Origin of the sequence: Azospirillum formosense (assembly GCF_040500525.1) — a bacterium.
Lineage (GTDB): Bacteria > Pseudomonadota > Alphaproteobacteria > Azospirillales > Azospirillaceae > Azospirillum > Azospirillum formosense_A.
On record NZ_CP159405.1, the window covers coordinates 113,016 to 138,144 of the forward strand.

Annotated in this window: 31 protein-coding genes and 1 riboswitch; of the genes, 16 read left to right on the forward strand and 15 right to left on the reverse strand. The window is 68.8% G+C overall.

Annotated features, from left to right (window positions below; translation table 11 throughout):
- Window positions 1-75: 75 nt before the first annotated feature.
- Complete coding sequence (locus ABVN73_RS24795; RefSeq protein WP_353861750.1) at window positions 76-1,020, reverse strand: DMT family transporter; 945 nt, start codon at window positions 1,018-1,020, stop codon at window positions 76-78.
- Window positions 1,021-1,186: 166 nt separating this feature from the next.
- Window positions 1,187-1,663 carry a hypothetical protein gene (locus ABVN73_RS24800; protein WP_353861751.1) on the reverse strand — a complete coding sequence of 159 codons (477 nt, stop codon included), beginning with the start codon at window positions 1,661-1,663 and terminating at the stop codon, window positions 1,187-1,189.
- Between the two features lie 379 nt (window positions 1,664-2,042).
- On the opposite strand from ABVN73_RS24800, the gene ABVN73_RS24805 reads away from it, so the two are divergent.
- From ABVN73_RS24805 to ABVN73_RS24835, 7 genes are all read left to right on the forward strand, one after another.
- A complete protein-coding gene (locus ABVN73_RS24805) occupies window positions 2,043-2,843 on the forward strand; it encodes a response regulator transcription factor (protein ID WP_353861752.1) in 801 nt (266 codons plus the stop codon).
- A gap of 343 nt (window positions 2,844-3,186) precedes the next feature.
- Window positions 3,187-4,431 (forward strand): flagellin, encoded by a 1,245-nt coding sequence (locus tag ABVN73_RS24810; RefSeq protein ID WP_353861753.1) that lies wholly within the window; start codon window positions 3,187-3,189, stop codon window positions 4,429-4,431.
- Window positions 4,432-4,557: 126 nt separating this feature from the next.
- A complete protein-coding gene (gene flaF, locus ABVN73_RS24815) occupies window positions 4,558-4,950 on the forward strand; it encodes a flagellar biosynthesis regulator FlaF (protein WP_353861754.1) in 393 nt (130 codons plus the stop codon).
- Window positions 4,940-5,392 carry a flagellar biosynthesis repressor FlbT gene (locus tag ABVN73_RS24820; RefSeq protein WP_353861755.1) on the forward strand — a complete coding sequence of 151 codons (453 nt, stop codon included), beginning with the start codon at window positions 4,940-4,942 and terminating at the stop codon, window positions 5,390-5,392. Before flaF ends, ABVN73_RS24820 begins: the two co-directional genes overlap by 11 nt.
- A 5-nt stretch (window positions 5,393-5,397) precedes the next feature.
- Window positions 5,398-5,775, forward strand: a complete 378-nt coding sequence (locus ABVN73_RS24825; protein WP_353861756.1) for a hypothetical protein — start codon at window positions 5,398-5,400, stop codon at window positions 5,773-5,775.
- A complete protein-coding gene (locus ABVN73_RS24830) occupies window positions 5,772-6,566 on the forward strand; it encodes a DUF1217 domain-containing protein (protein ID WP_353861757.1) in 795 nt (264 codons plus the stop codon). The genes ABVN73_RS24825 and ABVN73_RS24830 overlap by 4 nt, the downstream gene beginning before the upstream one ends.
- Before the next feature lie 40 nt (window positions 6,567-6,606).
- Window positions 6,607-7,689, forward strand: a complete 1,083-nt coding sequence (locus ABVN73_RS24835; RefSeq protein ID WP_353861758.1) for a hypothetical protein — start codon at window positions 6,607-6,609, stop codon at window positions 7,687-7,689.
- 76 nt (window positions 7,690-7,765) lie between these two features.
- On the opposite strand, the gene ABVN73_RS24840 is transcribed toward ABVN73_RS24835, so the two are convergent.
- The 10 genes from ABVN73_RS24840 to ABVN73_RS24885 all read right to left on the reverse strand — a co-directional run bounded on the left by ABVN73_RS24840 (window position 7,766) and on the right by ABVN73_RS24885 (window position 12,888).
- A complete protein-coding gene (locus ABVN73_RS24840) occupies window positions 7,766-8,215 on the reverse strand; it encodes a hypothetical protein (protein WP_353861759.1) in 450 nt (149 codons plus the stop codon).
- 317 nt (window positions 8,216-8,532) lie between these two features.
- The gene (locus ABVN73_RS24845; protein ID WP_353861760.1) at window positions 8,533-9,618 is read right to left on the reverse strand and encodes a hypothetical protein; all 1,086 of its coding nucleotides are present in this window, start codon (window positions 9,616-9,618) and stop codon (window positions 8,533-8,535) included.
- A gap of 22 nt (window positions 9,619-9,640) precedes the next feature.
- Window positions 9,641-9,991, reverse strand: coding sequence for a hypothetical protein (locus ABVN73_RS24850; protein ID WP_014200165.1), 351 nt, complete (start codon window positions 9,989-9,991; stop codon window positions 9,641-9,643).
- Between the two features lie 61 nt (window positions 9,992-10,052).
- A complete protein-coding gene (locus tag ABVN73_RS24855; protein ID WP_353861761.1) occupies window positions 10,053-10,544 on the reverse strand; it encodes a RebB family R body protein in 492 nt (163 codons plus the stop codon).
- Window positions 10,541-10,774 carry a RebB family R body protein gene (locus ABVN73_RS24860; RefSeq protein WP_353861762.1) on the reverse strand — a complete coding sequence of 78 codons (234 nt, stop codon included), beginning with the start codon at window positions 10,772-10,774 and terminating at the stop codon, window positions 10,541-10,543. The genes ABVN73_RS24855 and ABVN73_RS24860 overlap by 4 nt, the downstream gene beginning before the upstream one ends.
- 125 nt (window positions 10,775-10,899) lie before the next feature.
- On the reverse strand, window positions 10,900-11,172 hold the full coding sequence (locus tag ABVN73_RS24865; protein ID WP_353861763.1) for a RebB family R body protein: 273 nt from the start codon (window positions 11,170-11,172) through the stop codon (window positions 10,900-10,902).
- A gap of 96 nt (window positions 11,173-11,268) precedes the next feature.
- A complete protein-coding gene (locus ABVN73_RS24870) occupies window positions 11,269-11,535 on the reverse strand; it encodes a RebB family R body protein (RefSeq protein WP_014200161.1) in 267 nt (88 codons plus the stop codon).
- Window positions 11,536-11,626: 91 nt separating this feature from the next.
- Entirely contained in the window at window positions 11,627-11,896 is a 270-nt protein-coding gene (locus ABVN73_RS24875; protein ID WP_014200160.1) for a RebB family R body protein, read from the reverse strand.
- Window positions 11,897-11,996: 100 nt separating this feature from the next.
- Window positions 11,997-12,287: a RebB family R body protein gene (locus tag ABVN73_RS24880; RefSeq protein ID WP_014200159.1), complete on the reverse strand. Its 291-nt coding sequence runs from the start codon at window positions 12,285-12,287 to the stop codon at window positions 11,997-11,999.
- Between the two features lie 409 nt (window positions 12,288-12,696).
- Window positions 12,697-12,888 carry a hypothetical protein gene (locus tag ABVN73_RS24885; protein WP_353861764.1) on the reverse strand — a complete coding sequence of 64 codons (192 nt, stop codon included), beginning with the start codon at window positions 12,886-12,888 and terminating at the stop codon, window positions 12,697-12,699.
- Between ABVN73_RS24885 and ABVN73_RS24890 the strand changes: the two genes are divergently transcribed.
- The 3 genes from ABVN73_RS24890 (at window position 12,887) to ABVN73_RS24900 (ending at window position 14,796) form a co-directional block, all read left to right on the forward strand.
- Window positions 12,887-13,426, forward strand: a complete 540-nt coding sequence (locus tag ABVN73_RS24890; RefSeq protein ID WP_353861765.1) for a YitT family protein — start codon at window positions 12,887-12,889, stop codon at window positions 13,424-13,426. The genes ABVN73_RS24885 and ABVN73_RS24890 overlap by 2 nt on opposite strands.
- Window positions 13,427-13,543: 117 nt before the next feature.
- Window positions 13,544-13,918 carry a hypothetical protein gene (locus ABVN73_RS24895; RefSeq protein WP_353861766.1) on the forward strand — a complete coding sequence of 125 codons (375 nt, stop codon included), beginning with the start codon at window positions 13,544-13,546 and terminating at the stop codon, window positions 13,916-13,918.
- Between the two features lie 128 nt (window positions 13,919-14,046).
- The gene (locus tag ABVN73_RS24900) at window positions 14,047-14,796 is read left to right on the forward strand and encodes a superoxide dismutase (RefSeq protein WP_353861767.1); all 750 of its coding nucleotides are present in this window, start codon (window positions 14,047-14,049) and stop codon (window positions 14,794-14,796) included.
- Window positions 14,797-14,878: 82 nt separating this feature from the next.
- Here the strand turns inward: ABVN73_RS24900 and ABVN73_RS24905 are convergent, their stop codons facing one another.
- Window positions 14,879-15,559 (reverse strand): energy-coupling factor ABC transporter permease, encoded by a 681-nt coding sequence (locus ABVN73_RS24905; protein ID WP_353861768.1) that lies wholly within the window; start codon window positions 15,557-15,559, stop codon window positions 14,879-14,881.
- A 172-nt stretch (window positions 15,560-15,731) separates the two neighbouring features.
- A riboswitch (cobalamin riboswitch) is annotated at window positions 15,732-15,971 on the reverse strand.
- 145 nt (window positions 15,972-16,116) lie between these two features.
- Here ABVN73_RS24905 and ABVN73_RS24910 point away from each other — a divergent pair.
- Window positions 16,117-18,042 (forward strand): hypothetical protein, encoded by a 1,926-nt coding sequence (locus ABVN73_RS24910; protein ID WP_353861769.1) that lies wholly within the window; start codon window positions 16,117-16,119, stop codon window positions 18,040-18,042.
- 206 nt (window positions 18,043-18,248) lie between these two features.
- Complete coding sequence (locus ABVN73_RS24915) at window positions 18,249-19,400, forward strand: glutathionylspermidine synthase family protein (RefSeq protein WP_353861770.1); 1,152 nt, start codon at window positions 18,249-18,251, stop codon at window positions 19,398-19,400.
- Between the two features lie 84 nt (window positions 19,401-19,484).
- Here ABVN73_RS24915 and ABVN73_RS24920 read toward each other — a convergent pair whose 3' ends face one another.
- The gene (locus tag ABVN73_RS24920) at window positions 19,485-19,709 is read right to left on the reverse strand and encodes a hypothetical protein (protein ID WP_353861771.1); all 225 of its coding nucleotides are present in this window, start codon (window positions 19,707-19,709) and stop codon (window positions 19,485-19,487) included.
- Window positions 19,710-19,855: 146 nt separating this feature from the next.
- Window positions 19,856-20,518, reverse strand: a complete 663-nt coding sequence (gene phaR / locus ABVN73_RS24925) for a polyhydroxyalkanoate synthesis repressor PhaR (RefSeq protein WP_353861772.1) — start codon at window positions 20,516-20,518, stop codon at window positions 19,856-19,858.
- A 470-nt stretch (window positions 20,519-20,988) separates the two neighbouring features.
- Here phaR and ABVN73_RS24930 point away from each other — a divergent pair, with 470 nt between their 5' ends.
- The 4 genes from ABVN73_RS24930 to ABVN73_RS24945 all read left to right on the forward strand — a co-directional run bounded on the left by ABVN73_RS24930 (window position 20,989) and on the right by ABVN73_RS24945 (window position 25,116).
- Window positions 20,989-22,242 carry an alpha/beta fold hydrolase gene (locus ABVN73_RS24930; RefSeq protein ID WP_353861773.1) on the forward strand — a complete coding sequence of 418 codons (1,254 nt, stop codon included), beginning with the start codon at window positions 20,989-20,991 and terminating at the stop codon, window positions 22,240-22,242.
- A gap of 112 nt (window positions 22,243-22,354) precedes the next feature.
- Window positions 22,355-23,530 carry an acetyl-CoA C-acetyltransferase gene (locus tag ABVN73_RS24935; protein ID WP_353861774.1) on the forward strand — a complete coding sequence of 392 codons (1,176 nt, stop codon included), beginning with the start codon at window positions 22,355-22,357 and terminating at the stop codon, window positions 23,528-23,530.
- A gap of 98 nt (window positions 23,531-23,628) precedes the next feature.
- The gene (gene phbB / locus ABVN73_RS24940) at window positions 23,629-24,351 is read left to right on the forward strand and encodes an acetoacetyl-CoA reductase (protein WP_119510469.1); all 723 of its coding nucleotides are present in this window, start codon (window positions 23,629-23,631) and stop codon (window positions 24,349-24,351) included.
- A 294-nt stretch (window positions 24,352-24,645) separates the two neighbouring features.
- Window positions 24,646-25,116 (forward strand): hypothetical protein, encoded by a 471-nt coding sequence (locus tag ABVN73_RS24945; protein ID WP_353861775.1) that lies wholly within the window; start codon window positions 24,646-24,648, stop codon window positions 25,114-25,116.
- Window positions 25,117-25,129 lie beyond the last annotated feature (13 nt).

Genomic DNA, 25,129 nt, shown 5'->3' on the forward strand with positions numbered 1-25,129 from the left:
GCGCCTCCTTGGGTGTAAGTATACTAATATATCAATGTCGGAGGCAAGGCTTTTCGGGCCCTGGCCTTGGCCTGGTCATGCGACGTTTTGCTGCTGCTTCTTGCGCAGCCGCTCGCGGTGGGCGGTGTAGAGGCCGCTGGCGATGATGATGCCGGCGCCCAGGAAGGTCCAGTGGTCGGGCAGGGCGCCGAAGATCAGGAAGCCCAGCAGGGTGGACCAGACGATCTGCACGTAGGAGCAGGGGGCCAGCACCGACGCCTCGCCGAAGCGGTAGGCCTGCACCATCAGCCATTGCCCCATGGTCGAGACCAGGCCGATCAGGGCGCCCAACGCCATCTCCGTGCCGGTCGGCATGGCGAAGTTGAAGGGCAGCAGAACGGTCAGCACGGCAAGGCCCGTCAGGGCGGTCCAGATCAGGGTGGTGGTTGGGTGCTCCTGCCCGGTCATCTTGCGGGTGATGACCACGCCGGTCGCCCAGCTCATCGCGGACAGGATGGGGAAGATGGCCGCCGGCTGGAAGGCCGCCCCGCCCGGCCGGATGACGATCAGCACGCCGAGCAGGCCGACCAGCACCGCCGCCCAGCGGCGCGGCCCGATTTTCTCGCCCAGCACCAGGATCGACAGCACCGTGACGAAGACCGGCGAGACGTAGCTGGTCGCCGCCGCCTCCGCCAGGGGCAGATAACGCATGCCCATGATGAAGAACAGCGCCGACCCGAGCATGCCCAGAGCGCGCAGGATCTGGAGGCCGGGGCTGGCCGTCCTCATCACCGGCGGGCCGCCGCGGATCATCAGCGGCAGCAGCAGCGTCGTGAAGCCGACGTAGCGCATCCACCCGATCTCGATGGAGGGCAGCGTCTGGGACAGATACTTCGCCGTCGCGTCGGAGCAGGAGAAGAAGAAGACCGCGGCGACAACCATCAGGATCCCGCGCACGGGATCGTCGCGGCGCTCGCTCCCGCGGGACGGCACGGTCTGGGCGGCGGACACCCCTTCCGGGGGGCGGGAGCAGTCGGGCATGGCCGGAGGGCGTTTCCAGGCAGGAGGGCGGCAAGCGGACGGATGGTCCGGGTTTCGGCCCGGTTAACCGTCAGGTTACTGATATATCATGCCTGGGAACAACGGTGCGGGGCGTCATGGCAGCCATACGGCCCGGCCCCGCGAATCCACAAGACGGCCCGGCGAATCAGCCGTCGCGGCGATCCGTCGGGGCGGGGGCGCGCAGAGCCGAGGTGACGGCGGGCGCCGGGCGCAGCAGGGGCGTCGGCGGGTTGATCGGCAGATCCATCAGGCCGCGGCGGGCAGCGTTGCGTTCAAGTTCGTAATCGGGGTCGGGGAAGCGTTGCAGGAGCGTCTCGTAGGTGTCGCGCGCCGCGGCGGGACAGCCGAGGATGCGGAACGCCTCCCCCTGCCGCAGCAGGGCGCCGGCCTCCGTCCCGCGGTGATAGGAGGCGAGGCTGGCGGCCACGGCGAACCAGCGGTCGTAGGCGGTCCACAGCGCCTCCACCGTCGGCCCCTCGCATTGCCCGGCAACCACCGTCGCCTCCAACGCCTGCCGGTAGGCGGTGTCGGGCGCCGGGCTGGTCATCGCGCAGCCGCCCGCCAGCAGGAGAGCGCCCGCAAGCGCGGTTCCGGCAATCGCCTGTCGGTTGCGGGTCGGCATCGGTTCCTCTCCCCCGTTCGCATCTTCTCGCCACCAGTGAAATACAGCCGGGTTAAAGCCCGGTTCAAGACTGAGGGATGGCCTGGGTGAAGGCCTGGGGGATGGCCTGCGCGGAGGTTCGGCGTTGCGGGCAACTCGGGAGGAAAATGCTTCGAATTTCGAGGCAAAGAGCAGCCAAGAATCTACGCCTTAACGGATATTAAAAGTCATATAAAAGCAGGCCGTAACATTATCCCTTGAGGTAAGCCGGATGGTTGACTCGCGGTACAGGAAGGCTATTACCTGAGGGTGTGAGAAAATAAAGCACTCGGAATTAAGGAAAATTTTAAGTGCCTTGTCGTCCCGCCGTTTAGTTGAAACCCCTGTTGCGGAGAATCCCATGCGCGCTGTCCTGGTTGAACCGAATCCCCTGATCGCCGACGCGCTCGGCCGTCAGCTCGGCATGGGGAAGATCCGCTACGACCGCCAAAACTGGGGCGGGCTGGAGGAGCTTCTGCGCGACCAGGGGGCGGAGGGGCTGGGCTACGACGCCATCGTGCTCGGCAGCGTCGACGACCCGGCGCGCTGCGTGGCGGCCTTGCGGGCGCATCAGGTCGGGGCGGCGATCCTGTGCCTGCTCGACCGGCGCTGCGTGGCCACCACGGTGGAGCTGCTGCACGCCGGGGCCGACGACGTGCTGGTCAAGCCGGTGGTCAGCGCCGAGGTGCGGGCGCGCATCGAGGTGGCGCGGCGGCGCTCGCGCGGGTTGCTGAGCAACGCGGTGCGGGTCGGCCGGCTGACGGTCTTCCTCGACGGGCGCGACCCCGAGGTCGGCGGCGAGCGGCTGCGGCTGAGCCAGCGCGAGCACGCCATCCTCGGCGTCCTGGCCGCCCATCACCGCCGCGTCGTCTCCAAGGAGCACATCTACGACGAGGTCTACGGCCTGTCCGGCGCCGACCCGCTCGACAAGGTCATCGACGTCTACATCTGCAAGCTCCGCAAGAAGATCGCCGAGGCCACCGGCGGCGCCCGCTACATCGAGACCGTCTACGGACGAGGCTACAAGTTCGAAGCCCCGCCCGAGCATGAGGAGGCCGCTCCCGCCGCCCCGGCCGCCGGGTCCGCCGCCGCCCGCCGCTTCCCGGCCATCCCCTTCGCCGCGTCCGGCCTGCACCCCGGCTGTCTCGTCGCCGCCGAGTGACGGCGCGGTTTCAAAGTCCCCGTTCGGTTCGACATCCCCGCCCGACGCTCCGCTTCCCAGAAGATTTTGAAAGACGCCATGGCCGCGGCCCTTCGGGGCACGGGGGCTGAGCCGCCCTGTGCGGTCGCCGCATTTTTATAAAATGCGCGATTACTTTTAAAAGACGCTATCTTTGAAAGACGAATGCGCCGCCCTGAAAAGGCCGTGGTTTTTTACTCCGGTTTAAACGGCGTCGGTCACAGTCGAATGGTCGGTTGCGCGCCCATAAAACCAAGTGGGAAGGCCCGCGCAGCCCGGCCCCAGCGTCAGAAAGGCGCTCTGCATCTCGCGAATGGAGATACACATGGCCTCGATCATGACCAACACCTCGGCGATGACCGCGCTGCAGACGCTGCGCCGCGTGACCGACGATCTGGCGACCACCCAGGATCGCATCTCGACCGGTCTCAAGGTCAACAACGCCAAGGACAACGCCGCCTACTGGTCCATCGCCACGACCATGCGCGCCGACGTCGCCGGCTTCAAGGCGGTGAAGGAATCGCTGGAACTGGGTTCGGGCACGACCAACACCGCGTCGGTGGCGTCCAAGAACATCGTCGAGAACCTGCAGACGCTGAAGGCCCGCGTCATCGCCGGCCAGACCAACGGCGTCGACAAGTCGCTGATCCAGAACGACATCGACCAGCTCGTCAAGCTGGTGAAGGGCGCCGCCGCCGACGCCTCCTTCAACGGCGACAACCTGCTGCGCATCACCTACTCCAACGACGGCACGGCCAAGGACCAGAACGTCGACATCCTGGCGTCGCTGAGCCGCAGCGCCGGCACGGTCGATCCGAGCTACATCAGCTTCCAGCGCCAGGACATGCAGGTCACCTCGATCGTCGGCAAGGCCACGATCGAGCAGCAGGTGGACTCCACCAACGACCTGAAGGCCAGCGTCGGCATCGCGCTCGGCGATCCGGACGAGACCTTCATCGACGGCCAGAACCTGGGCCTGGGCAACCTGACCCTGAACGTCACCAACGAGGCGGGCACCAAGACCGCCGTGACGGTGGACCTGTCGGCCATCGACTACACCACCGACAAGGCGACGACCCAGGGCCTGATCGAGACCGCGGTCAACGCGGCCCTGACCACGGCCGGCGCCGACTTCCAGGTGGCCTTCAACGGCGACAAGCTGGAGTTCACCGATCAGGACGTGAACGCCGACGGCAACTTCACCGCCAAGGTGGACAGCCTGTGGGTCGGTTCGAAGGAAAGCGACGCCTTCGGCGGCCTGGCCGACCTGACGCAGATCGACGTGACCTCGAACGCCACCAAGTCGCTCGAGGTCATCAACGGCCTGCTCGACAAGGCCATCGGCAAGGCCGCGGTGATCGGTTCCATCGAGAACCGCGTGTCGGTGCAGAACGACTTCGTGTCGAAGCTGACCGACTCGATGAACAAGGGCATCGGCTCGCTGGTGGACGCCGACATGAACGAGGAATCGAGCCGCCTGCAGGCCCTCCAGGTCCAGCAGCAGCTCGCCACCCAGGCGCTCTCGATCGCCAACCAGGGTCCGCAGAACATTCTCTCGCTGTTCCGCTAACCCGGTTCGGCCGGCGCTCCCCTCCCGAGGGGGCGCCGGCCTCTTTCTCCTTTCCGCCCTAGCGTCCTTTTCTTCCTGCCCCAGCCCCCTTCCGGCGCCCCCGTGCGCGTTGCATAAGGTGCGACCATGAGCATCGCCGCCTACCAGCAGACGATGGCCGAGTGCGAAGACCCGCGCCGCATCGAATATCTGGTCTTCCTCCGCATCACCCTGGATCTGGAGGCCAACCGCGACGCCGGCTGGCGGTCGGCGGCGCTGAAGGACGCGCTGTGGCGCAACCTGGAACTCTGGAACACGCTGCGCGCCGACCTGCTGGAGGACGGCAACGCGCTGCCCGAGGCGCTGCGCGCCGGGCTGGTCTCGCTGTCCTTCTCGGTGGCGCGCCAGACCACCCAGGTGCTGCGCGGCGAGGCCGACGCGGGCACGCTGATCGACATCAACCGGTCGGTCATGCGCGGCCTGCAGGGCGTGGCCCGCGCGGAGGCCCCCGCTCCGATGGAGGCGTCCTATGGCGCTTAAGCTCCGCCTCAAGCCCTGCGAGCGCGTGGTCATCAACGGCTGCGTCGTGCAGAACGAGAACCGCCGCTACACCCTGACCGTCAGCAATTTCGCCCAGATCATCCGCGGCAGCGACATCATGCAGGAGGACGAGGCCGACACCCCCGTCCGCCGCGCCTATTTCGTGATCCAGAGCATGCTGCTGGACCCCCAGGCCGCGGAGCAGTACGGCAGCGTCGTCGCGGGCATGATGGCGAAGCTCTACACCGCCTTCATGCATCCCGAGATGCAGGACCGCATCATGCAGGCGATGCGCAACGTCAGCGACCGCGACTACTACAAGGCGCTGGCCTGCCTGCGGCCGGTGATGGCCTACGAGGACGGGCTGCTGAACGCGCAGCGCTCCCGGCGGGACGAGCGTGCGCCCGAAAACCGCGCGCCCGAAGCCCGTATGGAGGCGTGACCGCCATGCCCGCACCCATCCAGGGACTGACCGGCGGCGTGTCCGGCGTCAACGGCGAGCGCGGCTCCGCCAGCGCCGACCTGATCGCCGAAGCCCGCCAGCGCCAGGCCGACCGGCTGCGCGCCGCCCAGGCCGAGGCCGTCAAGGCGACGGAGGTGGTCGAGGAAGCCCGCGAACCGGCGGAATCCGACAACCGCAGCCGGCCCGATCCCATCCCGCCCTTCCGCGTCAACCTCGACCCCGGCACCGGCCGCCTGTCCACCGAGGTGCTGGACACCCACACCGGCGAGGTGATTCTGCGCATCCCGCCGTCCTACGCCGACCCGGCGGAGGACGCGGCGGAGGAGAGCGGCCGGCCGGCGGCCCCGGAGGTGAAGGCATGAGCACGCTCCAGGACTATCGCCAGATCGTCCGCAACCAGGACCGCTACGACGCGATGATCCGCTCGCGCCCCGACGTGAAGCGCAACATCGCCTATTTCGAAGCCAACATCGGCAAGATCTCCAGCGCCGAGGAGCTGCTGAAGGACGACAAGCTCTACCGCTTCGTCATGGTGGCCTTCGACCTGGAAAGCCAGACCTACGCGCGCGCCCTCATCCGCAAGGTGCTGGACCAGGGAGTGAAGGACCCGGAGGCGCTGGCCAACCGCATGAACGACGCCAAGTTCAAGGAGATGGCCACCGTCCTGTCCTTCAAGGAGACGGGCGGCGCCACGCTGAAGGAGCCGGCGATCGTCAAGGCCATCGTCGACCGCTACGTCGACGTGTCGCTGGAGGTGAAGGCGGAGGAGAGCAACCCCGCCGTCCGGCTGGCGCTCTATTTCGACCGCAAGGCGCCGCGCATCACCAACTGGTATCAGGTGATGGCCGACCGCGCGCTGCAGAAGGTGGTCTTCACCGCCCTCGACATTCCGGAGCAATCGGCGCTGGGCGACCTCGACCGGCTGGTCGACAAGCTGAAGAAGCGCTTCGACATCGCCGACTTCAAGGACCCGGCCAAGCTCGGGAAGTTCCTGGACCGGTTCTCGGCCATGTACGACCTGAAGAACGGCGGGCCCGCCGGAGCCACCGCCACTCTGCCCTACATCGGGCCGATCAACAGCCGCGGGCGCTCCTCGGTCATCGCCATCGACCCGTCCATCACCATGTCGCTGCTGAACTTCCCGCGCTTCTGAGCGGCGGCTTTCCGGCAGGGCGAATTCCGGGAGATTGGCTGTGCAGCCGAGCCGACAGGCCAGGCCGCCGGGCACCTGGCCGCACGTCGTGGCCCTGCTGCCCGGCCCGGACGACCGGGACGAGGACACGGCCCGCGACTCCCTCCACATCCTGCCGATGACCATCCTGCCGCTGGAGACTCCGGGTCTGCGCCGGGCGCGGCTGATCAAGAACGTCCGGCTCCAGACGGTGGTGGAGCTGTTCAACGACGTCCATGCCGGCAGCGGGCAGGTGATGCCCAGCCAATTGCCGCTGCATTTCGGCAACCGCTCGCCCGAGCTGGACCGCGACCTGCTGATGATCGGCCAGATCGCCCAGGCCGCCAGCTTCGACGTCTATTCCCTGCGCATCGAGCTGCGCCGCCTGAAGATCGCGGTGGACGAGCACGCCGCGCTCCGCCTGTCGCAGCGCCGGAAGGACCAGCTCACCCGCTACATGCGCGTCTTCACCCGGCCGCTGATCGAAAGCGTCTACGGCAGCGACGACGTGCAGGTGCAGAATGTCGAGGACCTGATCCGCCTGTTCGCCGAGCCCGATCTGGCGGAGGTGCGCCGCCGGCTGACCATGATGGCCGACCGGCTGGACATCGCCATGGCCGACATCCCGGCCTTCCTGGAGGAATACGGCGACATCTTCCTGTCGCTGGCCTATTTCAAGCAGTGCCTGGACGAGATCGTCCCCGACGTGCAGGCCTTCCTGGCCTGGATGGACGCGGTGCGCGGCTTCAGCGAGGTCCGCCGCGACGCCCGGCACGCCCGGATGCTCGACGAGGTGGGGCGCGACCTGACGGAGATCGCCGCCTCCATCACCGGGCGGTTCGAGAGCTTCGACAACCGATCCAAGGACTTCTGGCGCAACATCAACGCCCAGAGCTTCCGCAGCATCCGCGACCTGATCACCAACCACCACGTCACCATCGGCGGAGTGCTGTGCGGATTGGCGGTGAAGATGGCCCTGTGGAAGGCCCGTTTCTCCAGCGGCGGCGGTCCGCTCCGCCGGCTGGAGTTCATCCGCTCCGAAATCCTGCCGGGCCTGTCGCACATCCGCTCCCTGGAACGCTCGGCGCGGAGCGGGGGGCGGTAAGTGTGCCGCCGCCCCGCGCGCGCCGGGAGACCGCGCGGCGTCGCGGTCGTTCCGGGGCGGCAGGCCGGTGGCGGCCTCAGAGAGCCGGGTCGCCCTTGCTGTTCATCGCCCGGGCGATCTGGGCGCTGGCGGCGGCCATGGCCTGCTGCGCCGCCTCGCTGGCGGCGGTGACAGCCTTCTGCTGCTGCTCGCTGGCCTGCTGCATTGCCTGACCGCCGGCGCCGGCTCCGCTGGCGGCTTGGAGCGCCTGCGACATGGCCTCGTTCGCCTGGGACATCGCGCTCTGTTCGTCGGCGTGGCCGCCGGGGTGCGCGGTCAGGCCGGGAATCGCCTCCACGGCGTGGCCGGCGAGCTGGATCGCCTGCTCGACGGCGGCCAGAGCCTGCTCGGCGGCGGCGTTCACGCTTTTCACCGCTTGGTCGAGCAGCGCGCTGGCGATCTCGGCGGGCGTCTTGGTGCCCGCTTCGAACGGCGCCGTGTCGGGTGCCGCTGCGGGCGCCGTGTCGGCCGGCGGCGGTGCGCTCACCGCAGGCGGCGCAGGCGACGCCGGAGCGGCCGACGGTTCAGGGTTCGGGCTGCTGGGGGGCTGGGAAACGCCCATCCTTCGATCTCCTTCGTCCGGTTCGGTTTTGCGATGCGGGCGCCGCCGGGATCATCCGAGCCCCCGCCGCCGTCGGGATGTCCGCCGCCGCTGCGGTTGGCCTGGAGGGTGGCGAGGGCGGTCCGGAGGGCGGCGTGGAAGGCGGTGCACAGAGGGGTGCCGATGGGGACGCCCCGGTCACCGCCGGTCGCGGCGGGTCCTGTGGAGGCCAGTCCTGTGGAGGCGAGTCCTGTCGCGGCGAGTCAGGCGGCGGTGACGGTGGTGGTGACGGTGGTGGTGGCGGGGGCGGGGGGATCGGGGCGAAAGCAGCGCAGCGAGATCACCCCCACGGCCCCCATCTGGATTTCCGCCTGGTTGCCCTTACCGAAGATGGGAAACAGGCAGGACGCGCCGTCCTGGCCCATGATGCCGCGTTGCGGCGGCGTCGCCGACAGCAGGGCCTGCGCCCTGGCGAGATAGCCGGCCACCAGCACGCGCACCGCGTCGCCGGTCTCGTCCCGGAAGGCCGTGTCGCGGACGATCTGCAGGGCGCCGTCCGACAAGCGGGCGAAGCCGATCGGCCGGCCGCGCTTCTGCCAGTTGGAAACCGCCCGCGCCACCTCCGCCGGGGCGGCCAGCGGGGGGACCTGCGGGCATTCCAGGAAGCCGAACAGCTGCGGCAGGATGGTTTCCAGTGCGCCGCCGGCCCGCTTCTTCCGGTCGTCCGGCGTCGCGGTCAGGGAACCCAGCCGGTTCACGTAGATCAGGTAGAACTGGTAATAGTCCGCGAATTCCTGAACGGTGCGCGCCTGGTCCACCGCGAAGGCGGCCGCCTCCTTCTGAAGCTCGGGGTTCGCGGTTCCCTGGCTTTCCTTGCGGTAGAGCAGCTCCTGCACCGCCAGCTGCTCGTCGAAGCCCATGAACTGGAAGACCGGAGCCCCGGAGACCCCCAGCCCGGCGAGGAAGGACGCGCCGGCGGCGAAGTCGTCCTGCGTCAGGAGATTGTGGTCGGCGAGGATGCGCTTGACCTGGGCCGACACCGTGGCGCTGGTGTCTCCGGATTCGGCGTCGGCCAGCGTGCGCAGGCTGTCCACCCCCAGCGTCATCAGCTTCACCGGGCTGACCATCAGCTTCAGATTGGGCAGCAGGGCCAGCCGCGTCACGTGGAGCCCCTGCTGGACCTGCTCCACGAGCGTGCTCTCGTCCGGGAAGTCGTAGCGCGGACCGGCGTTGCTGATGGCCCAGTCGAGCCACTCCGACCCGCCATCGATGAAGGCGAGCGCAAGCCGCCCCAGGTCGGTGAGCCCGGCGCGGTTCTGGATCATCTTGTTGGCGACAGAGACGGTCATGGTGGGGACACCTGCGTAAGGGTCAGCTCGACGGGAAGCTATTCAGGACCGTGGAGGCCGCGGTACCGATGCTGGTGAAGTCGTTGGCGGCGCTGGTCATCATTCCCTGCGCCTGGGTCAGGGCGGTGACGTATTTCGGATCGCCGGTCGCCAGAAGCTGCGCCATCGCGACACCGATCGCCGTGGTGGCGATGGTCGAGACGTTGCGCAGCGTGTCCGTCGCGTCCTGCACGGCCATGGCCGTGGACTGGGCGACCGCCTGATAGGCTTTCCCCGCGCCGCTGGTGGTGACGACCTGCTGGCTCATGGTCGCCGTCTGCGTCTGGTTTATGACGTCAATGATCTGGGCATTGACCTTCGTGGGCTCCGACATGAAGGCTCCTCGCTCGTTGTGGCCTGGACGGCCGGCCGCTGGGAAATGGGCGCGGGGTCAATCACGACCCGCCACTGACGGTGCTGTTTCCGGCTCCGCCGGCAACGGTGCTGTTCCCTGTGCCACTGCTGACGGTGCTGTTCCCGGTTCCACCGGCGACGGTGCTGTTCCCGGCGCCGCTGACGGTGGCGTTCCCACCGCCGCCGCTGACCGTGGAGGGCAGGGTGGTGAGCGAGGTCGTCAGCAGCGGGGTCAGCGGCTGCAGCGGCGACGCGCTGCCTCCGGAGGTGGACGAGCCCGAGGGCGGCGGCGGGGGCGTGGTGGGGAAGGGCACGGACAGCATCTTGGCGCAGGCGGCGGTGACCGCGGCCGAATTGACCATGCCGGCGTTCTGCTGGCGGTGCACGGCGTTGTGCATCGCCATGCCGAGCGTCTCGACCATCACGGCGTCGAGCATGGCGAACGACTGCGCGGGGGACTGTCCCGTCAGAAGCGTGACGATGTCCGACGTCGAGTCGATCACCTGGGTGTTCACGGTGCCTTCGTCGCTCATGATTTTGCGGTTCCCTTGGTGATGATCAGCGTGAGGACCTGGGCGAGCGCGGCTTCGGTGATGACCTGGGCGCGCTGCTGGTTGGCGACGGCGTTCTGCATGGCCAGGCCGAGGCTGTCGGCCATGGCGACGTAGGTCATGTCCATCGCCAGGGATGGGGTCAGGCCAAGCGGCATCGCCGTGTTCGCCGCGACCGATCCGGCAAGACTGGAGGAGCCTCCGTCCGGCATTCGCACACTCCTGCCTTCAGGCTCCCGCCACTGGCTTCTGCGGACACGGGCTTATGCGCGACCGGGCGCTTCAACCTGCGGCGGAGGCCGCCCCCGGTGTCCCGAGGGCGGCCCGCCGGCTCTCCTTAGGAGAGGCCCAGGATTTGGGTGGTGGCGACGCCGGCCGTGGCCGTGTCGACCGAGTACAGGGTCGACAGGCCCTGCGTGGTGGCCGCCTGCATCACCACGTAGGACTGCTGCTGGTTGTTCGTGGCGTTGTGGGCCGCGTTCGACAACGCCTGGCTGGTGGCGACGAACAGGTTGCCCATCGCGACGGCCGGGGCGTCGCCCAGGACCTTGGTGTTGACCTGGGAGACCGAGTCCGTGATCTGGTTGTTCAGGGCGGTCGGGAAAGCCATCGTGTTTGCTCCTTACATCCGATGTTGCGTTGGTTCGAGGCCAAAGCGCCGGCGGCGGTGCGGCGGACGGCGGCGGGGGCCGCGTCCGCCGGCCGGTCAGCCGAGGAGCTTCGACGTGGCGGCGCCGGTGGTCGCGGTGTCGATGGAGTAGAGCATCGCGACGCCCGTCGTCGTGGCGGCCTGCGCCGTGACGTACATCTGCTGCTGCGCCAGGGTCGCGTTGTGGGCCGCGTTGGCCAGCGCCTGGGCGGTGGCCTGGTACAGGTTGCCCATGGCGATCGCCGGCGAGCTGCCAACGACCTGGACGTTGCTCTGGGCTACGGAATCGGTGATCTGGCTGTTGACTGCCGTCGGGAAAGCCATCTGACGTTATTCCTTGGCGAAGGGTTCGGGATGGATGGCCAGCGGCCCGTTCCGGAGGCCCGCGGGCGCCCGGTCCTGGCCGGTCGGCTCATCAGCTCCCCAGGATCGACTTGGTGGCGACGCCGGTGGAGGCGGTGTCGATCGAGTAGAGCGTGGCGACGCCCATGGTCGTGGCGGCCTGCATGGTCACGTAGGACTGCTGCTGGTTGTTGGTGGCGTTGTGGGCCGCGTTGGCCAGCGCCTGGGCCGTGGCCTGGAACAGGTTGCCCATGGCGATCGCCGGGGCGTCGCCCAGGACCTTGGTGTTGGCCTGGGTGACGGAATCGGTGATCTGGTCGTTCACGGCGGTCGGGAAAGCCATTGGTTCGTCCTTTTCGGTTGCCTGCCGCCCGCCCGCCGCCCGTCATGGACGGCGGGGTGGCGCAGGTGGTCTGGAACATCGACGGCGGCGTGGGGCCGGCTTACGAGCCGAGGCCCTTGACGCCGGTGCTGAGGATGCTCTTCGTCGCCACGCCGGTGGAGGCGGTGTCGATCGAGTAGAGCGTGGCCACGCCCTGGGTGGTGGCGGCCTGCGCGGTCACGTAGGACTGCTGCTGGGCGTTGGTGGCGTTGTGGGCCGCGTTGGCCAGCGCCTGGGCCGTGGCCTGGAACAGGTTGCCCATGGCGATCGCCGGGGCGTCGCCCAGGACCTTGGTGTTGGCCTGGGTGACGGAATCGGTGATCTGGTCGTTCACGGCGGTCGGAAATGCCATTGTCTTTCCTCACTGGTGGGGCCGGTTTCAAAGGCGGCCGCTGGTGGCGTCGATCATTCGCGCAGCCCCATGCGACCATGGGATGCGCGAGCGGCGGACGGTGCGACTGTAGCGATGCGGGGTGTCGTCCGATTGGTCTATCCGGCGAAAGACTCCGCCGCATCGCGCGAACTTTGTGCGCCTGGGTTGCGGTTTGGCGGGCGATGCGGGGAAAGCGTGTGACGCCGGCCGGACCGATTCTTGCGCGGCGGGAGCAAGGACGGTGTCGAGGCCGCGCAACGCCGCGTCCCGGCGCCGCCGACCTCGTCGCCGGGGGCCGGCTCATCCGGCGGAATCGATGGCCGGGGCCCGGGACGGCGGCACCGGCGGCGCAGCGACGCCCCGCGGATTGAGGGGGGCGTCAACAAAATCACGCCGCTCTATTCTTGATCTGGTCTTTGATGCTACTGTCAAAAGAGATCGAAGTCTGCAAGGTGCCCAGCGTGCTCAAGAAAAGTGCAGTATCCGCGACCGCCAGCACTGCCGTTGCAACAAATGAAACCAAACGGGCGTCGCACAGCGCGTTTGATAATGCGCAGGGGCAGCTGTTCGGCATCATCATGACCGCGTTCGGGATTTCCATCCTCCATGCCGCCGGATTGATCACCGGGCAGGCGGCGGGGCTGTCCTTCGTCATCGCCTACGCCACGGGGCTGGATTTCGGGCCGGTGTTCTTCGTGGTGAACCTGCCCTTCTACGCGCTGGCCCTGGCGCGCATCGGCTGGCGCTTCACCGCGAAGTCGCTTCTGGCGGTCACCAGCATTTCGGTGCTGACCACGCTGGCGCCCCACGCGATCCGCTACGACGCGCTGCACCCCTATGTGGCGGCGGTCCTGGCGGGCTTCTGCATCGGCATCGGGGTCATCGGCCTGTTCCGCCATGGCTCCAGCGGCGGCGGGGTGGGCATTCTCGCCTTCTACATCCAAGAGAAGACGGGCTTCCGCGCCGGGTGGCTCCAGGCCATGTTCGACGTCGTGATCTTCGCGATGGCGGTCTTCGTCATCGACGCGAAGGCGGTGCTGGCCTCGATGCTGGGGGCGGCGGTGCTGAACGCCTTCGTCGCCTTCAACCACCGGACGGACTGGTACGTGGCCCGCTGAGGGCCGCTTCCTTCGGCGGCGACCGGCGGGGCTAATCCGTAGGGGCCTTTGCCGCGGCGGCGTTATCGGTTGGATGATGACCTATCCGATCGAACGAACCCCCGGAGCCCTTCCGCCATGCCGACACCGCCGCAGGGAACGCCCGACCGTGGGCTAAAGCCGTTCATCCTCGCTATTCATCGCGAAGCGCTGGTCACCGCCGCGGCCAAGGGACTGACCGGCACCCTGGCGCAGGTCGCCGCCCTCCAGGACACCGCCAGCCTCGCCTCGGCCAGGGCCGGACGCCCCGTCACGGAGGAGGAGGTGATGCGCCTTCTGCTGCGCGAGCGCCGCGCCCGCGGGATCCTCGAGGCGGCGGAGACGGTCCCGGCCGCGCCGGTCCGCAAGCCGTCGGCCGCACCGTCGCGGTTCCGTCTGGGGCGTTGGCGGACCGTGGCGCTGGGCATGGCCCGCGTGTCGTCCGCCCGGGTGGCGGGAAAGGCCCGCCTGTAGAAATCGGTCGGCGTGCGGTGCGCCGGTACCGAGTGACTACGCCCATTGCCCTGTTGAGTGAGTTGGGAGGCGCACTGAGGCTGTGGCTTCCCCGCCGTTCGGCACGAAACACAACATTGGGAGGTCTCATGTCCGTTCGCCTGGATCGCCGCCAACTGCTGCTGTCCGCCGGCGCCGCCGCGCTGGTGCTGGCCGCGGCGCCGCGCTTCGTTTGGGCTCAAGCAGCAGGCCAGGCACCGGGCGGCAAGGGCTTCACGCTGCCGCCGCTGCCCTACGCGCCCGCCGCGCTGGAACCGCACATCGACGCGACGACGATGAGCGTGCACCACGACAAGCACCATCAGGCCTATGTCGACAACCTCAACAAGGCCCTCGCCAACCATGGCGATCTCCAGGCGATGCCGCTGGCCGACCTGCTGAAGCGCGTGCCGGAGCTTCCGGAGAGTATCCGCACCGCGGTGCGCAACAACGGCGGCGGGCACGCCAACCACAGCATGTTCTGGAGCATCATGGGACCGAACGCCGGCGGCGCGCCGGACGGCGAGGTCGGGGCGGCCATCGCGCGCGACTTCGGCAGCTTCGACGATTTCAAGACCCGCTTCAACACGGCGGGCGCCGGGCAGTTCGGCAGCGGCTGGGTCTTCGTCACCGCCGACCCGTCGTCGGGCAAGCTCGCCATCGCCGCCCGCCCGAACCAGGATTCGCCGGCCATGGAGGGCGTGCCCGTGCTGATGGGCAACGACGTGTGGGAGCACGCCTATTACCTGAAGTACCAGAACCGCCGCGCCGACTATCTGGCGGCCTGGTGGAACGTGGTCGACTGGGGGGCGGTGAACCGCCGCTACGCGGCGATCCGCAAGGGCGAGCTGGTGATCTGACCGGCCAGCTGACCTGAACGAAAAAGGGCGGCGGGGATGTCCCCGCCGCCCTTCACGCGAACCATACGGTCCAGGGAGCCGGTCAGACGCCCTGGTGCAGGCGGACGTTGAACAGCGGCCCCTGGCTCTGGCGGCGCAGCGCCTTGGCGACGGCCAGAACGGCGAGGTCGGCCAGCGGCTCGACGATGATGACAGTCATGTAGGCGGCGCCGAAGGAGGCGACTTCCGTCATGGTCTCGGCGGTGAAGCCGTGGCCGTAGAAGGCCCAGAAGGCCACCCAGGCGACGATGCCGCCCTGATAGGCGGTGGAGAGGGCCAGCGCCTGGGAGTACTTCAGGTCGACATAGGGGGTGGCGTCGGGGACGATCCGCTTCGCCAGCAGGCTGATGCCCCACAGCGGGACCAGCAGCGTGGTGACGTTCATGCCGTACTGCGGCAGGTCGAAGGGAGCGAAGAACAGGCCCTGGATCAGCAGGCCGGCGGCGAGGCCGATCGAGGCCGCGCCGGCGCCGAACAGCAGGAGCAGGGTCGAACCGAGGATCAGGTGAACCTCCGACACGCCCACGGGGTGGTGCGGGAACACCTCGAAGAAGGAGAAGACCAGCGCGGTGGCGATCAGGCTGCGCAGCACCAGCGGCGCGACCCCGCCGTTGTTGCGGACGTCGTCGCGCGCCAGCTTTCCGGCCATCGCGAAGCCGCCGGCGGCCGTCGCGTAGCTGAGAGCGATCTTGGCGCCGTCCACGACGCCGGGTTCGATGTGCATGCTCTATGCCCTTTCCGAGTCTGCCATGCGTTGGGAGGGGCGTCGTTGCTGGCAGGCACCGGCATCGCAACCCCCTTGGCCCCTGGATGGGCGCACCGGGGGGACGGCTTGCGGAAGACGGGCGGCCATAGGGCCGGACATCGGCAAGCGACCACCGGGGCACCCCGCCCGAGGACGAACGTTCGGTTACGGCAGGTCTCCTGGCTTGCGGGTCAAGGCGGCATCGTCCGGCCTTCCCGGCGCCCGTTCCCGCAGGCGGCGCCAGTGACACGGAAAGGACGAGGCCGCTCACCGCTCACAGTTGCGGGGGCAGCGCCGGATTTGCCGTGTCTCCCCCTGCGGGGCGGCGCACCGGCTTCCCTCTTAGCCCCGCGACCGGAGGACGCGGGGAACCATAACCGGCGCCAGGGTAGGGGCGGGGTCCCCCGCCGTCAAGAGGGGGATGGCGGCCCGTCGCGGGGAGTCGCACGGCTTCCTTGACACCGCTCCCGCGGAGGCGACAAGGTCCGGCGGACTGCGCGGCGCCGGATCAACGGGCGAAGGACGGGATTGCGGGCATGCTACCGGTTCATTTCCTGACCATCGTCCTGAACGGCGACCCCTTCATCCGCTACCACCTGGAGGTGTTCCGCCAGTTGCCCTTCCCCTGGCATTGGCACGTCGTGGAGGGGGTGGCGGAGCAGGTCCGCGATTCCTCCTGGTGCGCGCAGCGGGGCGGGCGCGTCCCGCAGGATCTCCACCGCGACGGGCGCAGCAGCGACGGCACCTCGGAGTATCTCGACCGCATCGCCGCGGAGGAGCCCGGGCGCGTGTCGGTGTACCGCAAGCCGCCGGGCGTCTTCTGGCAGGGCAAGGTGGAGATGGTGACGGCGCCGCTCGCCGCCATGACCGAGGAATGCCTGCTCTGGCAGGTCGATGCAGACGAGCTGTGGACGGCGGAGCAGATCGCCCGCGCGCGCCGGATGTTCCTCGACTCGCCGTCGCGCACGGCGGCTCTGTACCTCTGCCACTTCTTCGTCGGCCCGTCCCTGGTCCTCGACCGGCTGGACCAGTACGGCAATTACCGCGCCTACGAATGGCTGCGCAGCTGGCGGTACCGGCCGGGCGATTATTGGCACTCGCACGTCCCGCCCCGGCTGGTGCGCCCGCAGCCCGACGGGTCCGAAAACGACCTTGGCGCGGCCAACCCCTTCCTTCACGAGGAGACGGCGGCGGGCGGGCTGGTCTTCCAGCATTTCGCCTACGCGACGCGGGAGCAGGTCGCGTTCAAGGAGGTCTATTACGGCTACGATGGCGCGGTCGAGCGGTGGGAGGCCCTGCAGGCGGCGGGACGGTCGGTGGGCAACGGCGGCCTGCCGCTGCGCGATTTCTTCCCCTGGGTGACCGACGCGGCGACCGTCGCCCGCGCCGAGCACGCCCAGGTGGAGCCGCTGGCGCGCACGGATGCCGAGGGAACCTGGGGCTTCGTGCCGCCGGCGCGGGGCGCCTCCACCGCCCCGGCGGTGGCGCTGCTGCGGAACTCCGGCCCCGCCGTCCGCCGCCGCACGCTCGCCCCCGGCGAACCGCCTTTCCCGACCGATCTGATCCGCAGCGTCGGCCTGTTCCTGCTCGACGGGGTCGGCGCCGTGCTGCGGGCGTCCGGCGTCCTGCGGGAGCTGCGGCGGGCCTTGCCGCTGGCCCGGATCACCGTCTTCGCGACGCCGGACGCGGAAGCGGCGCTCGCCCTCTGCCCCTACGTCAACCAGCGGGTCACCCTGCCGCCGCTGAAGGGGCGGGCACCCGACGACGCGCTGGTGGCCGCGGTGCGCCAGGAGATCGGCGAGCGGTTCAACGGCGCCTTCGATCTGACGATCAATCCGGTCCGGGGCGAGGATGCCGGATTCGCCAACCGTCTCATGCAGGACACGGGGGCGCCGCTCCGCCTCGGTTGCAGGGTCGGCCGGCCGGTGCGCGGCTATTACGCCGACGCCTTCCTCACCCACGTCGCGACGACTCCCGCCGGTCTGCTGGGCGCGCTCGCCGCCGGGGAGCCGGACCCCACCGCGGAGGTCTGGACCTCCCCCGCCGGCGAGCGGGCCGCCGCCGCTCTTCTGGCCGAGGGCGTTCCGGCGCGCTGGCGCTGCGCGGTCGGGCTGGCCGCCGCCGCGGGCGCCGGAAACTTGCCGGAGCTGTGCCGCCGCCTCGCCGCGCGGGGCGACACCGCGCTGATCCTGGTCGGCGAGGAGGCCGCGAAGGGGGCCGCGGCGCGCATCGCCGGGGAGGCCGGAGCCGCCTGCGTCAGCGCGGTCGGGCGGCTGGGCTTCGACGGGCTGTGCGCCCTGTTGAGGCGCTGCGACCTCTTCGTCGGTTCCGGCGCCCCGGCGGAGGACATCGCCGGAGCGGCTCGGCTTCCCATGGTGGGAACCGGCCCGGCGCACGGCGATCCGACCGCCGAGGCGATGGAAAGCGCCATCGCGGGCTGGCTGGCCGACCGCGCCTATTGACGGGCGTTCCACCCGGCCTGTGAGATCCACGGGGGGAAGCGTGGAAAAACGGAGGGACGGGCGCGCAAGGCGCTTGTGTTGGCGCGTTTGCGCCGCAATGATCCGCCCCCACTAAATCCCGGACGGCCGCAAGCGGCGCGCCGCAGCGGGACAAAACCATGGATTGAATCCGGCGGCCCGGTAAGCACACGATGCGCAGAGCAGTCATGAAACCCCGTGCGGATTGGCGTCCGGGGCTCCGCAAATACCCCTACGGCGTCCGTGCCATGAGCGCCGGCGCCTTCTGGCGCGAGGATGTGCGGTACGAGTTCTCCGCCCATCAGATCGACCTGATCGAGAGCGTCGCCGACGAGCTGCACACCATGCTGCGCGAGGCGCTGCGCGCGACGGTGGACGGGCGGGCGCTGGCCCGGTTGGGGGTGCGCGGCGGCGTGGCGCGACTTCTGGAGGCGTCCTGGAACGACTATTGGGCGTCCGGCCGGCTGAACGAGCGGGCCGGGGCGCTGATCGGGCGGCTGACGCTGGCCTATGACGGGCGCGATTCGGTCAAGCTGCTGGCCTGCAACTACGACACGCCGGAGGGTCTGTTCGCCGCCTCGATCATCCAGCGCAATTGGCGCGAGGCCCTGATGGGCGACGCCAACCAGTTCAACGGCCTGCACGAGGGGCTGGTGGAGCGCTGGGAGGAGCTGGCGGCGGGCATGCCGGGCCGCGCCCTCGTCCATCTCGCCTGCGCCACCCCCGACCCCATGCGCGAGAGCGAGCTGGTCTATCTGGCGGCCACCGCGGCGGAGGCGGGGATCGCCACGCATCTTTTGCCGCTGCAAAGCCTGGGCTGGGACGGCCGGCGCTTCGTCGACGACGAGGGGCGGGCGGCCTCCTGGCTGGCCAAGATCTACCCCTGGCAGGGGCTGGCCGAGGACGCATTCCTGCAGAAGCTGCGGATGGGCGGCATGAGCATGCTGTCGCCGCTGTGGTGCTGGCCGATGTCGAACCACGGGCTGCTGGCGACGCTGTGGTCGCTCTATCCGCGCCACCCCAACCTGTGCCGCGCCGCGCTCGACCCCGAGGAGCTGGCCGGCTGCGACGCGGTGACCGAGCGCAGCCTGTTCGGGCTGGACGACGCGGCCCAGCGCATGACCGCGCACGGCCAGGCCGTCTCGGACACCGGCAGCGCCGACTATCCGGGCGGACGGGTCTGGCTGGAAACCCCGCCGATCTTCGAGGAGGACGGCGTCCACGCGCTCCTGCACTGCTGGATCATCGGGGACAAGTGCCTGGGCATGTCGGTCCGTGAATCGGCGGACCCGAGGGTCGGCTCCGACGCGGCGATGGTGCCGCACATCTTCCGCGGCTGACGCGCCGTCTCAAGGCGGAAGGCGCCCGCCCCGTCCCAACGGGGTGCGGGGACGGGCGCCTCTGTGGCGATCCGCTTGCGGAAATCAGCGCCCGCGGCCCGGGGCGAAGGGATTCGGCAAGGGCGAGCCGAACGCCGCCCGCCGAGCGTCCCGCCACGCGACGTCGTTGCCGACGCCGCTGTGGGCGGCGGACACCGACACCACCTGGCTCTGGTGGCGCAGCCAGCCGCGCAGCTTTTCCTCGAACCGGTGGGCGTCCTGGGCGTCGGCAACCTCCAGCTCCATCGTCATCTGCAGCTCGGTCTTCATGGCGTTCCTCCTCTGGACCGTTCCGTTGAACAAACAGCCGGGCGTGCCACTGGTGCCGAAAAAAACAGAAAAGGGCGGGGAACTTTCCCCGCCCTGCGCCACGGAACCAATGAAGCGATGACCTTCGAGGCGGCAGGCGCCGCCGCTCACTTCCCTTCGGGCTTCGCCGGGCGCGCCGGCTTGGCGATGCTGGCGATCTGCTTCTGCAGGTCGTCGATCTGCTTCTGAAGCTCTTCATAGGTGTGGGTGGCCGCCGCCGCGCCGTTGGGCGGAACGGCGGACGGGCCGGGGGCCGCCGGGCGGGGCGGGGCGGCGGGATGCTCGCCGGGCTGCCCGTCCTCGGCGCCGCCGAAGGGCGAGAACATGCGCATGGCCCGTTCGAACATCGCCATGTTCTGCTTGCCGACCTCCTCCAGCCGGCCGAAGGGGAACATCCCGCCCAGCGTGTTCTGGAAATAGTCGCGCATCTGCTCCTGGTTGCGCGAGAAGGACTGCATCGAATATTCGAGGTAGCGCGGCACCATCCACTGCATGTTGTCGCCATAGAATCCGATGAGCTGGCGCAGGAAGCTGATCGGCAGCAGGTTCTGGCCCTTGCTCTCCTCCTCCACGATGATCTGCGTCAGCACCGAGCGGGTAATGTCCTCCCCGGTCTTCGCGTCATAGACCACAAAGTCGAGGCCGTCCTTGACCATCTGACAGAGATGGTCGAGCGTCACGTAGCTGCTGGTCGCCGTGTTGTAGAGCCGCCGGTTGGCGTACTTCTTGATCGTGATCGTCGCGGACTTCTGGTCTTCCTTGTCGGCCATCGCTGTTTCTTTCAAGAAGGGTCGTGCGGCGGGTATGTTCCAGATATAAGGACTACTCGAAGGAATGCACCCTGTCCAGTGCTGTGCCGCAGCGCTGCGACCGCAGGTGGACGCACCCCCGATAATTCGGGATTCGCGGCATTTTCGATCGGTCCTTCGCGGCTCTGGTCAAGCGCACCGCCTCCCCCATATACTCGCGGCCATGGCCGAATCGTCCGAATCCGACACCCCGTCCCTGGAAACGCTCGCGCAACGGTACCTCGACCTGTGGCAGGAACAATGGGCGGCCTGCGCCGCCGATCCAGAGATGGCCGATGCCGCCGCCCGCCTGTTCCAGATGATGGCGCAGGGCGCCGCGGCGATGGCGCCCTTCGTCCTGGGGCCGGGCGGCTTCGCCTACGCCAGCGCGCCGGGCACGGGCTGGAATCCGACCCCGGCCTCATCCCACCCGTCGTCCGAGGGAGAGCCGCGTGACCGGGGACAACGCCACGACGCCCCCGCCGCCCAACCCCACCCAACGGCTGGGGCCGCGGCCCCTGGCGCTGCATCTGGCGACGGTGGCGGCGACGCTGCTCAGCTCCTCGGCCGCATTGCCGCACTTGAGGAACGGCTCGCTGCCATGGAAGCCGCATCTGCGGGAGCGGGCGGAGGACCTGCGCCGGCGGATCGCCGCAACCGACGCGGACGCGTTCGCCCGGGCGGTTGACCGGGAGGTCCGCCGCCAGCTCAACCTCGCCCTGACGGGGATCGAGCGCTACCGCCACCACCCCTACCGCCGCGACCTTCCCGACCCGCCCGTGCTGTGGACGGAAGGGGCGTCCCGCCTGCTCGACTACGGCGCCCTCGGCCCAGCGACCGGCGCGCCGGCGCTGTTCGTGCCGTCGCTGGTCAACCGCCATTACATCCTCGACCTGTCGGCGCGCAAAAGCCTGATGCGCTGGCTGGCCGCGCAGGGGCTGCGACCCTTCCTGATCGACTGGGGCACGCCCGGCCCGCTGGAGCGGCGCTACAGCCTGACCGACTACATCGCCGGCCGGCTGGAGCGGGCGCTGGCCGCGGTGGTGGAAGAGGTGGGCCGGCCGGTTCCGGTGGTCGGCTATTGCATGGGCGGGCTGCTCGCCACCGCGCTGGCGCAGCGCCGCCCCAAGGAGGTGGCGGCGCTCGGCCTGCTCGCCACCCCTTGGGACTTCCACGCCGAGGACGCGGGCATGGCGCGGCGCGCCGCCGCCGTCTTCCAGCCCTTCGGCCCGCTGCTCGACGCCTGGGGCGAGCTGCCGGTGGACGTTCTCCAAGGGCTGTTCGCCCAGCTCGACCCGCTGCTGGCGCTGAAGAAGTTCTCGCAGTTCGCCCGCATGGAGCCGGACAGCCGCGCCGCGCTCGCCTTCGTGTCGCTGGAGGACTGGCTGAACGACGGGGTGCCGCTGGTCGCCGGGGTGGCGCGCGACACGCTGGCCGGCTGGTACGGGCGCAACGACACGGCGCGCGGCGACTGGATGGTCGCCGGCCAGCCGGTGGAGCCGGCGCGGTTGCGCATGCCCGTCCTGGCGCTCATCCCGGAGCGCGACCGCATCGTTCCGCCCGCCTCCGCGATGGCCTTGGCAAGATCAATCGACCGCGCGCAAATGATCAGGCCGCCGCTCGGCCATATTGGCATGGTGGTCAGCGCCGGAGCCGAAACAGGCGTTTGGCGCCCCCTGGCCGAATGGCTTAGTGCGGCAGGATAACCGCAGCCAGTCAGGTGTCTTGCATTGCGGGAAATCCGCGCATAAGGTTTTTCCCACTCCGTGCGGCCCACTGACACGATAATAAAACTGACAAAATCTGAGGAGCGTCAACATGACCGAGGTTGTGATCGCCAGCGCAGCGCGTACTCCCATCGGAAGCTTCAACGGGGCGCTCAGCGCCGTGCCGGCCCATTACCTGGGTGAGGTCGCCATCCGTGAAGCGCTGAGCCGCGCCAAGACCGACGCCGCGGAGGTGAACGAGGTCATCCTGGGCCAGATCCTGACCGCCGGTCAGGGCCAGAACCCGGCCCGCCAAGCCGCCGTCAACGCCGGCATCCCGGCCTCCGCCACCGCCTTCGGCATCAACCAGCTCTGCGGCTCGGGTCTGCGCTCGGTGGCGCTCGGCTACCAGGCGATCCGCAACGGCGACGCCGACATCATGGTCGTCGGCGGCCAGGAGAGCATGAGCCAGGCCCCGCATGTCATGCATCTGCGCAACGGCGTCAAGATGGGCGCCGCCGAGATGCTCGACACCATGCTGAAGGACGGCCTGTGGGACGCCTTCAAGGGCTATCACATGGGCACGACGGCCGAGAACGTCGCCCAGAAGTGGCAGCTGACCCGCGAGGAGCAGGACGCCTTCGCCGCCGCCTCGCAGCAGAAGGCCGAGGCCGCCCAGAAGTCGGGCCGCTTCAAGGACGAGATCATCCCGGTCACCATCAAGGGCCGCAAGGGCGACATCATCGTCGCCGACGATGAGTATCCGAAGCACGGCACCACGGCGGAATCGCTGGCCAAGCTGCGCCCGGCCTTCTCCAAGGAGGGCACGGTGACCGCCGGCAACGCGTCGGGCATCAACGACGGCGCCGCCGCGCTGGTCCTGATGACCGCCGAGAACGCCGCCCGCCGCGGCCTGACCCCGCTGGCCCGCATCGTCTCCTGGGCGACCGCCGGCGTCGATCCGGCGATCATGGGCACCGGCCCGATCCCGGCCTCCCGCCTCGCCCTGGAGAAGGCCGGCTGGAAGCACGAGGACCTGGACCTGATCGAGGCGAACGAGGCCTTCGCCGCGCAGGCCCTGGCCGTCAACAAGGACCTTGGCTGGGACACTTCCAAGGTCAACGTCAACGGCGGCGCCATCGCGCTCGGCCACCCGGTCGGCGCCTCGGGCGCCCGCGTCCTGACCACCCTGCTCTATGAGATGCAGAAGCGCGACGCCAAGAAGGGCCTCGCCACCTTGTGCATCGGCGGCGGCATGGGCATCGCCCTCACCGTCGAGCGGGGCTGACGAAAAGCGGGCCGTTCCCTCCGGGGTGCGGCCCGTTTCGTATGTGCGCCTACAGAAACCGATAAAGAATCCAACACCAAGCTTTGGGGGAGGAGCCAATGGCTCGAGTTGCAGTCGTCACGGGCGGAACGCGCGGTATCGGCGAAGCCATCTCCGTCGCGTTGAAGAACGCCGGCTATGTCGTCGCCGCCAACTACGCCGGCAATGATGAGAAGGCGAAGGAATTCTCGGCCCGCACGGGCATCGCGGTCTACAAGTTCGACGTGTCGGACTTCGACGCCGTGAAGGATGGCATCGCGAAGATCACCGCCGAACTCGGGCCGGTGGACGTGGTGGTCAACAACGCGGGCATCACCCGCGACGGCGTGATCCACCGCATGACCCCGCAGCAGTGGAACGACGTCATCGCGACGAACCTCACCTCCTGCTTCAACCTCTGCCGCAACGTCATCGACGGCATGCGCGAGCGCGGCTTCGGCCGCATCGTCAACATCGGCTCGGTGAACGGGCAGGCCGGCCAGTACGGTCAGGTGAACTACGCCGCCGCCAAGTCGGGCATCCACGGCTTCACCAAGGCGCTGGCCCAGGAGGGCGCGGCCAAGGGCGTCACCGTCAACGCCATCGCGCCGGGCTACATCGACACCGACATGGTGCGCGCGGTGCCGCCCAACGTGCTGGAGAAGATCGTCGCCCGCATCCCGGTCGGCCGTCTCGGCAAGGCCGAGGAGATCGCCCGCGGCGTGCTGTTCCTGGTCGGCGACGACGCCGGCTTCATCACCGGCTCGACCCTGTCGATCAACGGCGGCCAGCACATGTACTGATCGGCCGGTGCCTTGACTCCCGGGTCTGCGGACCCGTTTGAAGCGACACGACGCCTTCGCCCCTCTCCCGCGCCCGCGGGGGAGGGGTTTTTCTTTTCCTCGCGCCCAAATTGCCGCCCGGGTCCGGTGCCGGGTGACTGGATGCGGCGATTCATTTTGAGTTGCAGCGTAAAAAATAGAGAACTCTCATAAACTATATGCATACTCTGATATGCACGCTTTAGGTGTAGACTCAAGCGACCGAAAAAATTAAAACTGAATTCGAGAAATCTTCGAGTTCATACAGGCTAAGAAATGAAAAAACAAACTGCGGGAATTGCGACCCTTCGTGTTGCCGTCTTGACGCTGGCGCTGGCTGGTTGCGCGACGGCGGAGCAGCACCGGGCGGCTGTGGCGAACAATTCAAATGATCGGGTGACGGTTGGCACGGTCCAGCGCGAAATTCGCGTTGGCATGTCTTCCGCGGACGTCGTCCAGGTTCTGGGGTCTCCGAACATGGTGACCACGGACGAGCAGCGGCGTGAAAGCTGGGTCTACGACAAAATCTCGACGGAAACGGCTTATTCCACGTCCCAGGGGGGCGTTTCCGCTTTGGTCCTTGGGGGCGTCTTGGGGCCGGCCGGACTCCTGGGGGCGGGCGTTTCGCCGGGCTACGGTGAGGCCAGCGGCGCGAAGTCGGTAACGCAGCGCACTCTGACGATCATCATAAAGTTCGACAACGCTCAGCGCGTTCGGGACTTTGCCTATCGCACGTCGAGCTTCTGAGCGGGGTCCTTGT

What these genes read in the sequence shown, in the direction of transcription:
- ABVN73_RS24875 (WP_014200160.1), bottom strand. Translation starts at nt 11,896, where the DNA reads ATGGCTTTCCCGACCGCCGTGAACGACCAGATCACCGATTCCGTCACC.
- ABVN73_RS24860 (WP_353861762.1), bottom strand. Translation starts at nt 10,774, where the DNA reads ATGCCGGACGGAGGCTCCTCCAGTCTTGCCGGATCGGTCGCGGCGAAC.
- ABVN73_RS24820 (WP_353861755.1), top strand. Translation starts at nt 4,940, where the DNA reads ATGGCGCTTAAGCTCCGCCTCAAGCCCTGCGAGCGCGTGGTCATCAAC.
- ABVN73_RS24870 (WP_014200161.1), bottom strand. Translation starts at nt 11,535, where the DNA reads ATGGCTTTCCCGACGGCAGTCAACAGCCAGATCACCGATTCCGTAGCC.
- ABVN73_RS24845 (WP_353861760.1), bottom strand. Translation starts at nt 9,618, where the DNA reads ATGACCGTCTCTGTCGCCAACAAGATGATCCAGAACCGCGCCGGGCTC.
- ABVN73_RS24910 (WP_353861769.1), top strand. Translation starts at nt 16,117, where the DNA reads ATGCTACCGGTTCATTTCCTGACCATCGTCCTGAACGGCGACCCCTTC.
- ABVN73_RS24900 (WP_353861767.1), top strand. Translation starts at nt 14,047, where the DNA reads ATGTCCGTTCGCCTGGATCGCCGCCAACTGCTGCTGTCCGCCGGCGCC.
- ABVN73_RS24830 (WP_353861757.1), top strand. Translation starts at nt 5,772, where the DNA reads ATGAGCACGCTCCAGGACTATCGCCAGATCGTCCGCAACCAGGACCGC.
- ABVN73_RS24810 (WP_353861753.1), top strand. Translation starts at nt 3,187, where the DNA reads ATGGCCTCGATCATGACCAACACCTCGGCGATGACCGCGCTGCAGACG.
- ABVN73_RS24915 (WP_353861770.1), top strand. Translation starts at nt 18,249, where the DNA reads ATGAAACCCCGTGCGGATTGGCGTCCGGGGCTCCGCAAATACCCCTAC.
- ABVN73_RS24880 (WP_014200159.1), bottom strand. Translation starts at nt 12,287, where the DNA reads ATGGCATTTCCGACCGCCGTGAACGACCAGATCACCGATTCCGTCACC.
- phaR (WP_353861772.1), bottom strand. Translation starts at nt 20,518, where the DNA reads ATGGCCGACAAGGAAGACCAGAAGTCCGCGACGATCACGATCAAGAAG.
- ABVN73_RS24895 (WP_353861766.1), top strand. Translation starts at nt 13,544, where the DNA reads ATGCCGACACCGCCGCAGGGAACGCCCGACCGTGGGCTAAAGCCGTTC.
- ABVN73_RS24805 (WP_353861752.1), top strand. Translation starts at nt 2,043, where the DNA reads ATGCGCGCTGTCCTGGTTGAACCGAATCCCCTGATCGCCGACGCGCTC.
- ABVN73_RS24920 (WP_353861771.1), bottom strand. Translation starts at nt 19,709, where the DNA reads ATGAAGACCGAGCTGCAGATGACGATGGAGCTGGAGGTTGCCGACGCC.
- ABVN73_RS24890 (WP_353861765.1), top strand. Translation starts at nt 12,887, where the DNA reads ATGACCGCGTTCGGGATTTCCATCCTCCATGCCGCCGGATTGATCACC.
- ABVN73_RS24850 (WP_014200165.1), bottom strand. Translation starts at nt 9,991, where the DNA reads ATGTCGGAGCCCACGAAGGTCAATGCCCAGATCATTGACGTCATAAAC.
- ABVN73_RS24855 (WP_353861761.1), bottom strand. Translation starts at nt 10,544, where the DNA reads ATGAGCGACGAAGGCACCGTGAACACCCAGGTGATCGACTCGACGTCG.
- ABVN73_RS24795 (WP_353861750.1), bottom strand. Translation starts at nt 1,020, where the DNA reads ATGCCCGACTGCTCCCGCCCCCCGGAAGGGGTGTCCGCCGCCCAGACC.
- ABVN73_RS24935 (WP_353861774.1), top strand. Translation starts at nt 22,355, where the DNA reads ATGACCGAGGTTGTGATCGCCAGCGCAGCGCGTACTCCCATCGGAAGC.
- flaF (WP_353861754.1), top strand. Translation starts at nt 4,558, where the DNA reads ATGAGCATCGCCGCCTACCAGCAGACGATGGCCGAGTGCGAAGACCCG.
- ABVN73_RS24905 (WP_353861768.1), bottom strand. Translation starts at nt 15,559, where the DNA reads ATGCACATCGAACCCGGCGTCGTGGACGGCGCCAAGATCGCTCTCAGC.
- ABVN73_RS24825 (WP_353861756.1), top strand. Translation starts at nt 5,398, where the DNA reads ATGCCCGCACCCATCCAGGGACTGACCGGCGGCGTGTCCGGCGTCAAC.
- ABVN73_RS24885 (WP_353861764.1), bottom strand. Translation starts at nt 12,888, where the DNA reads ATGATGATGCCGAACAGCTGCCCCTGCGCATTATCAAACGCGCTGTGC.
- ABVN73_RS24945 (WP_353861775.1), top strand. Translation starts at nt 24,646, where the DNA reads ATGAAAAAACAAACTGCGGGAATTGCGACCCTTCGTGTTGCCGTCTTG.
- ABVN73_RS24865 (WP_353861763.1), bottom strand. Translation starts at nt 11,172, where the DNA reads ATGGCTTTCCCGACCGCCCTGAACAACCAGATCACGGACTCGGTCTCC.
- ABVN73_RS24800 (WP_353861751.1), bottom strand. Translation starts at nt 1,663, where the DNA reads ATGCCGACCCGCAACCGACAGGCGATTGCCGGAACCGCGCTTGCGGGC.
- phbB (WP_119510469.1), top strand. Translation starts at nt 23,629, where the DNA reads ATGGCTCGAGTTGCAGTCGTCACGGGCGGAACGCGCGGTATCGGCGAA.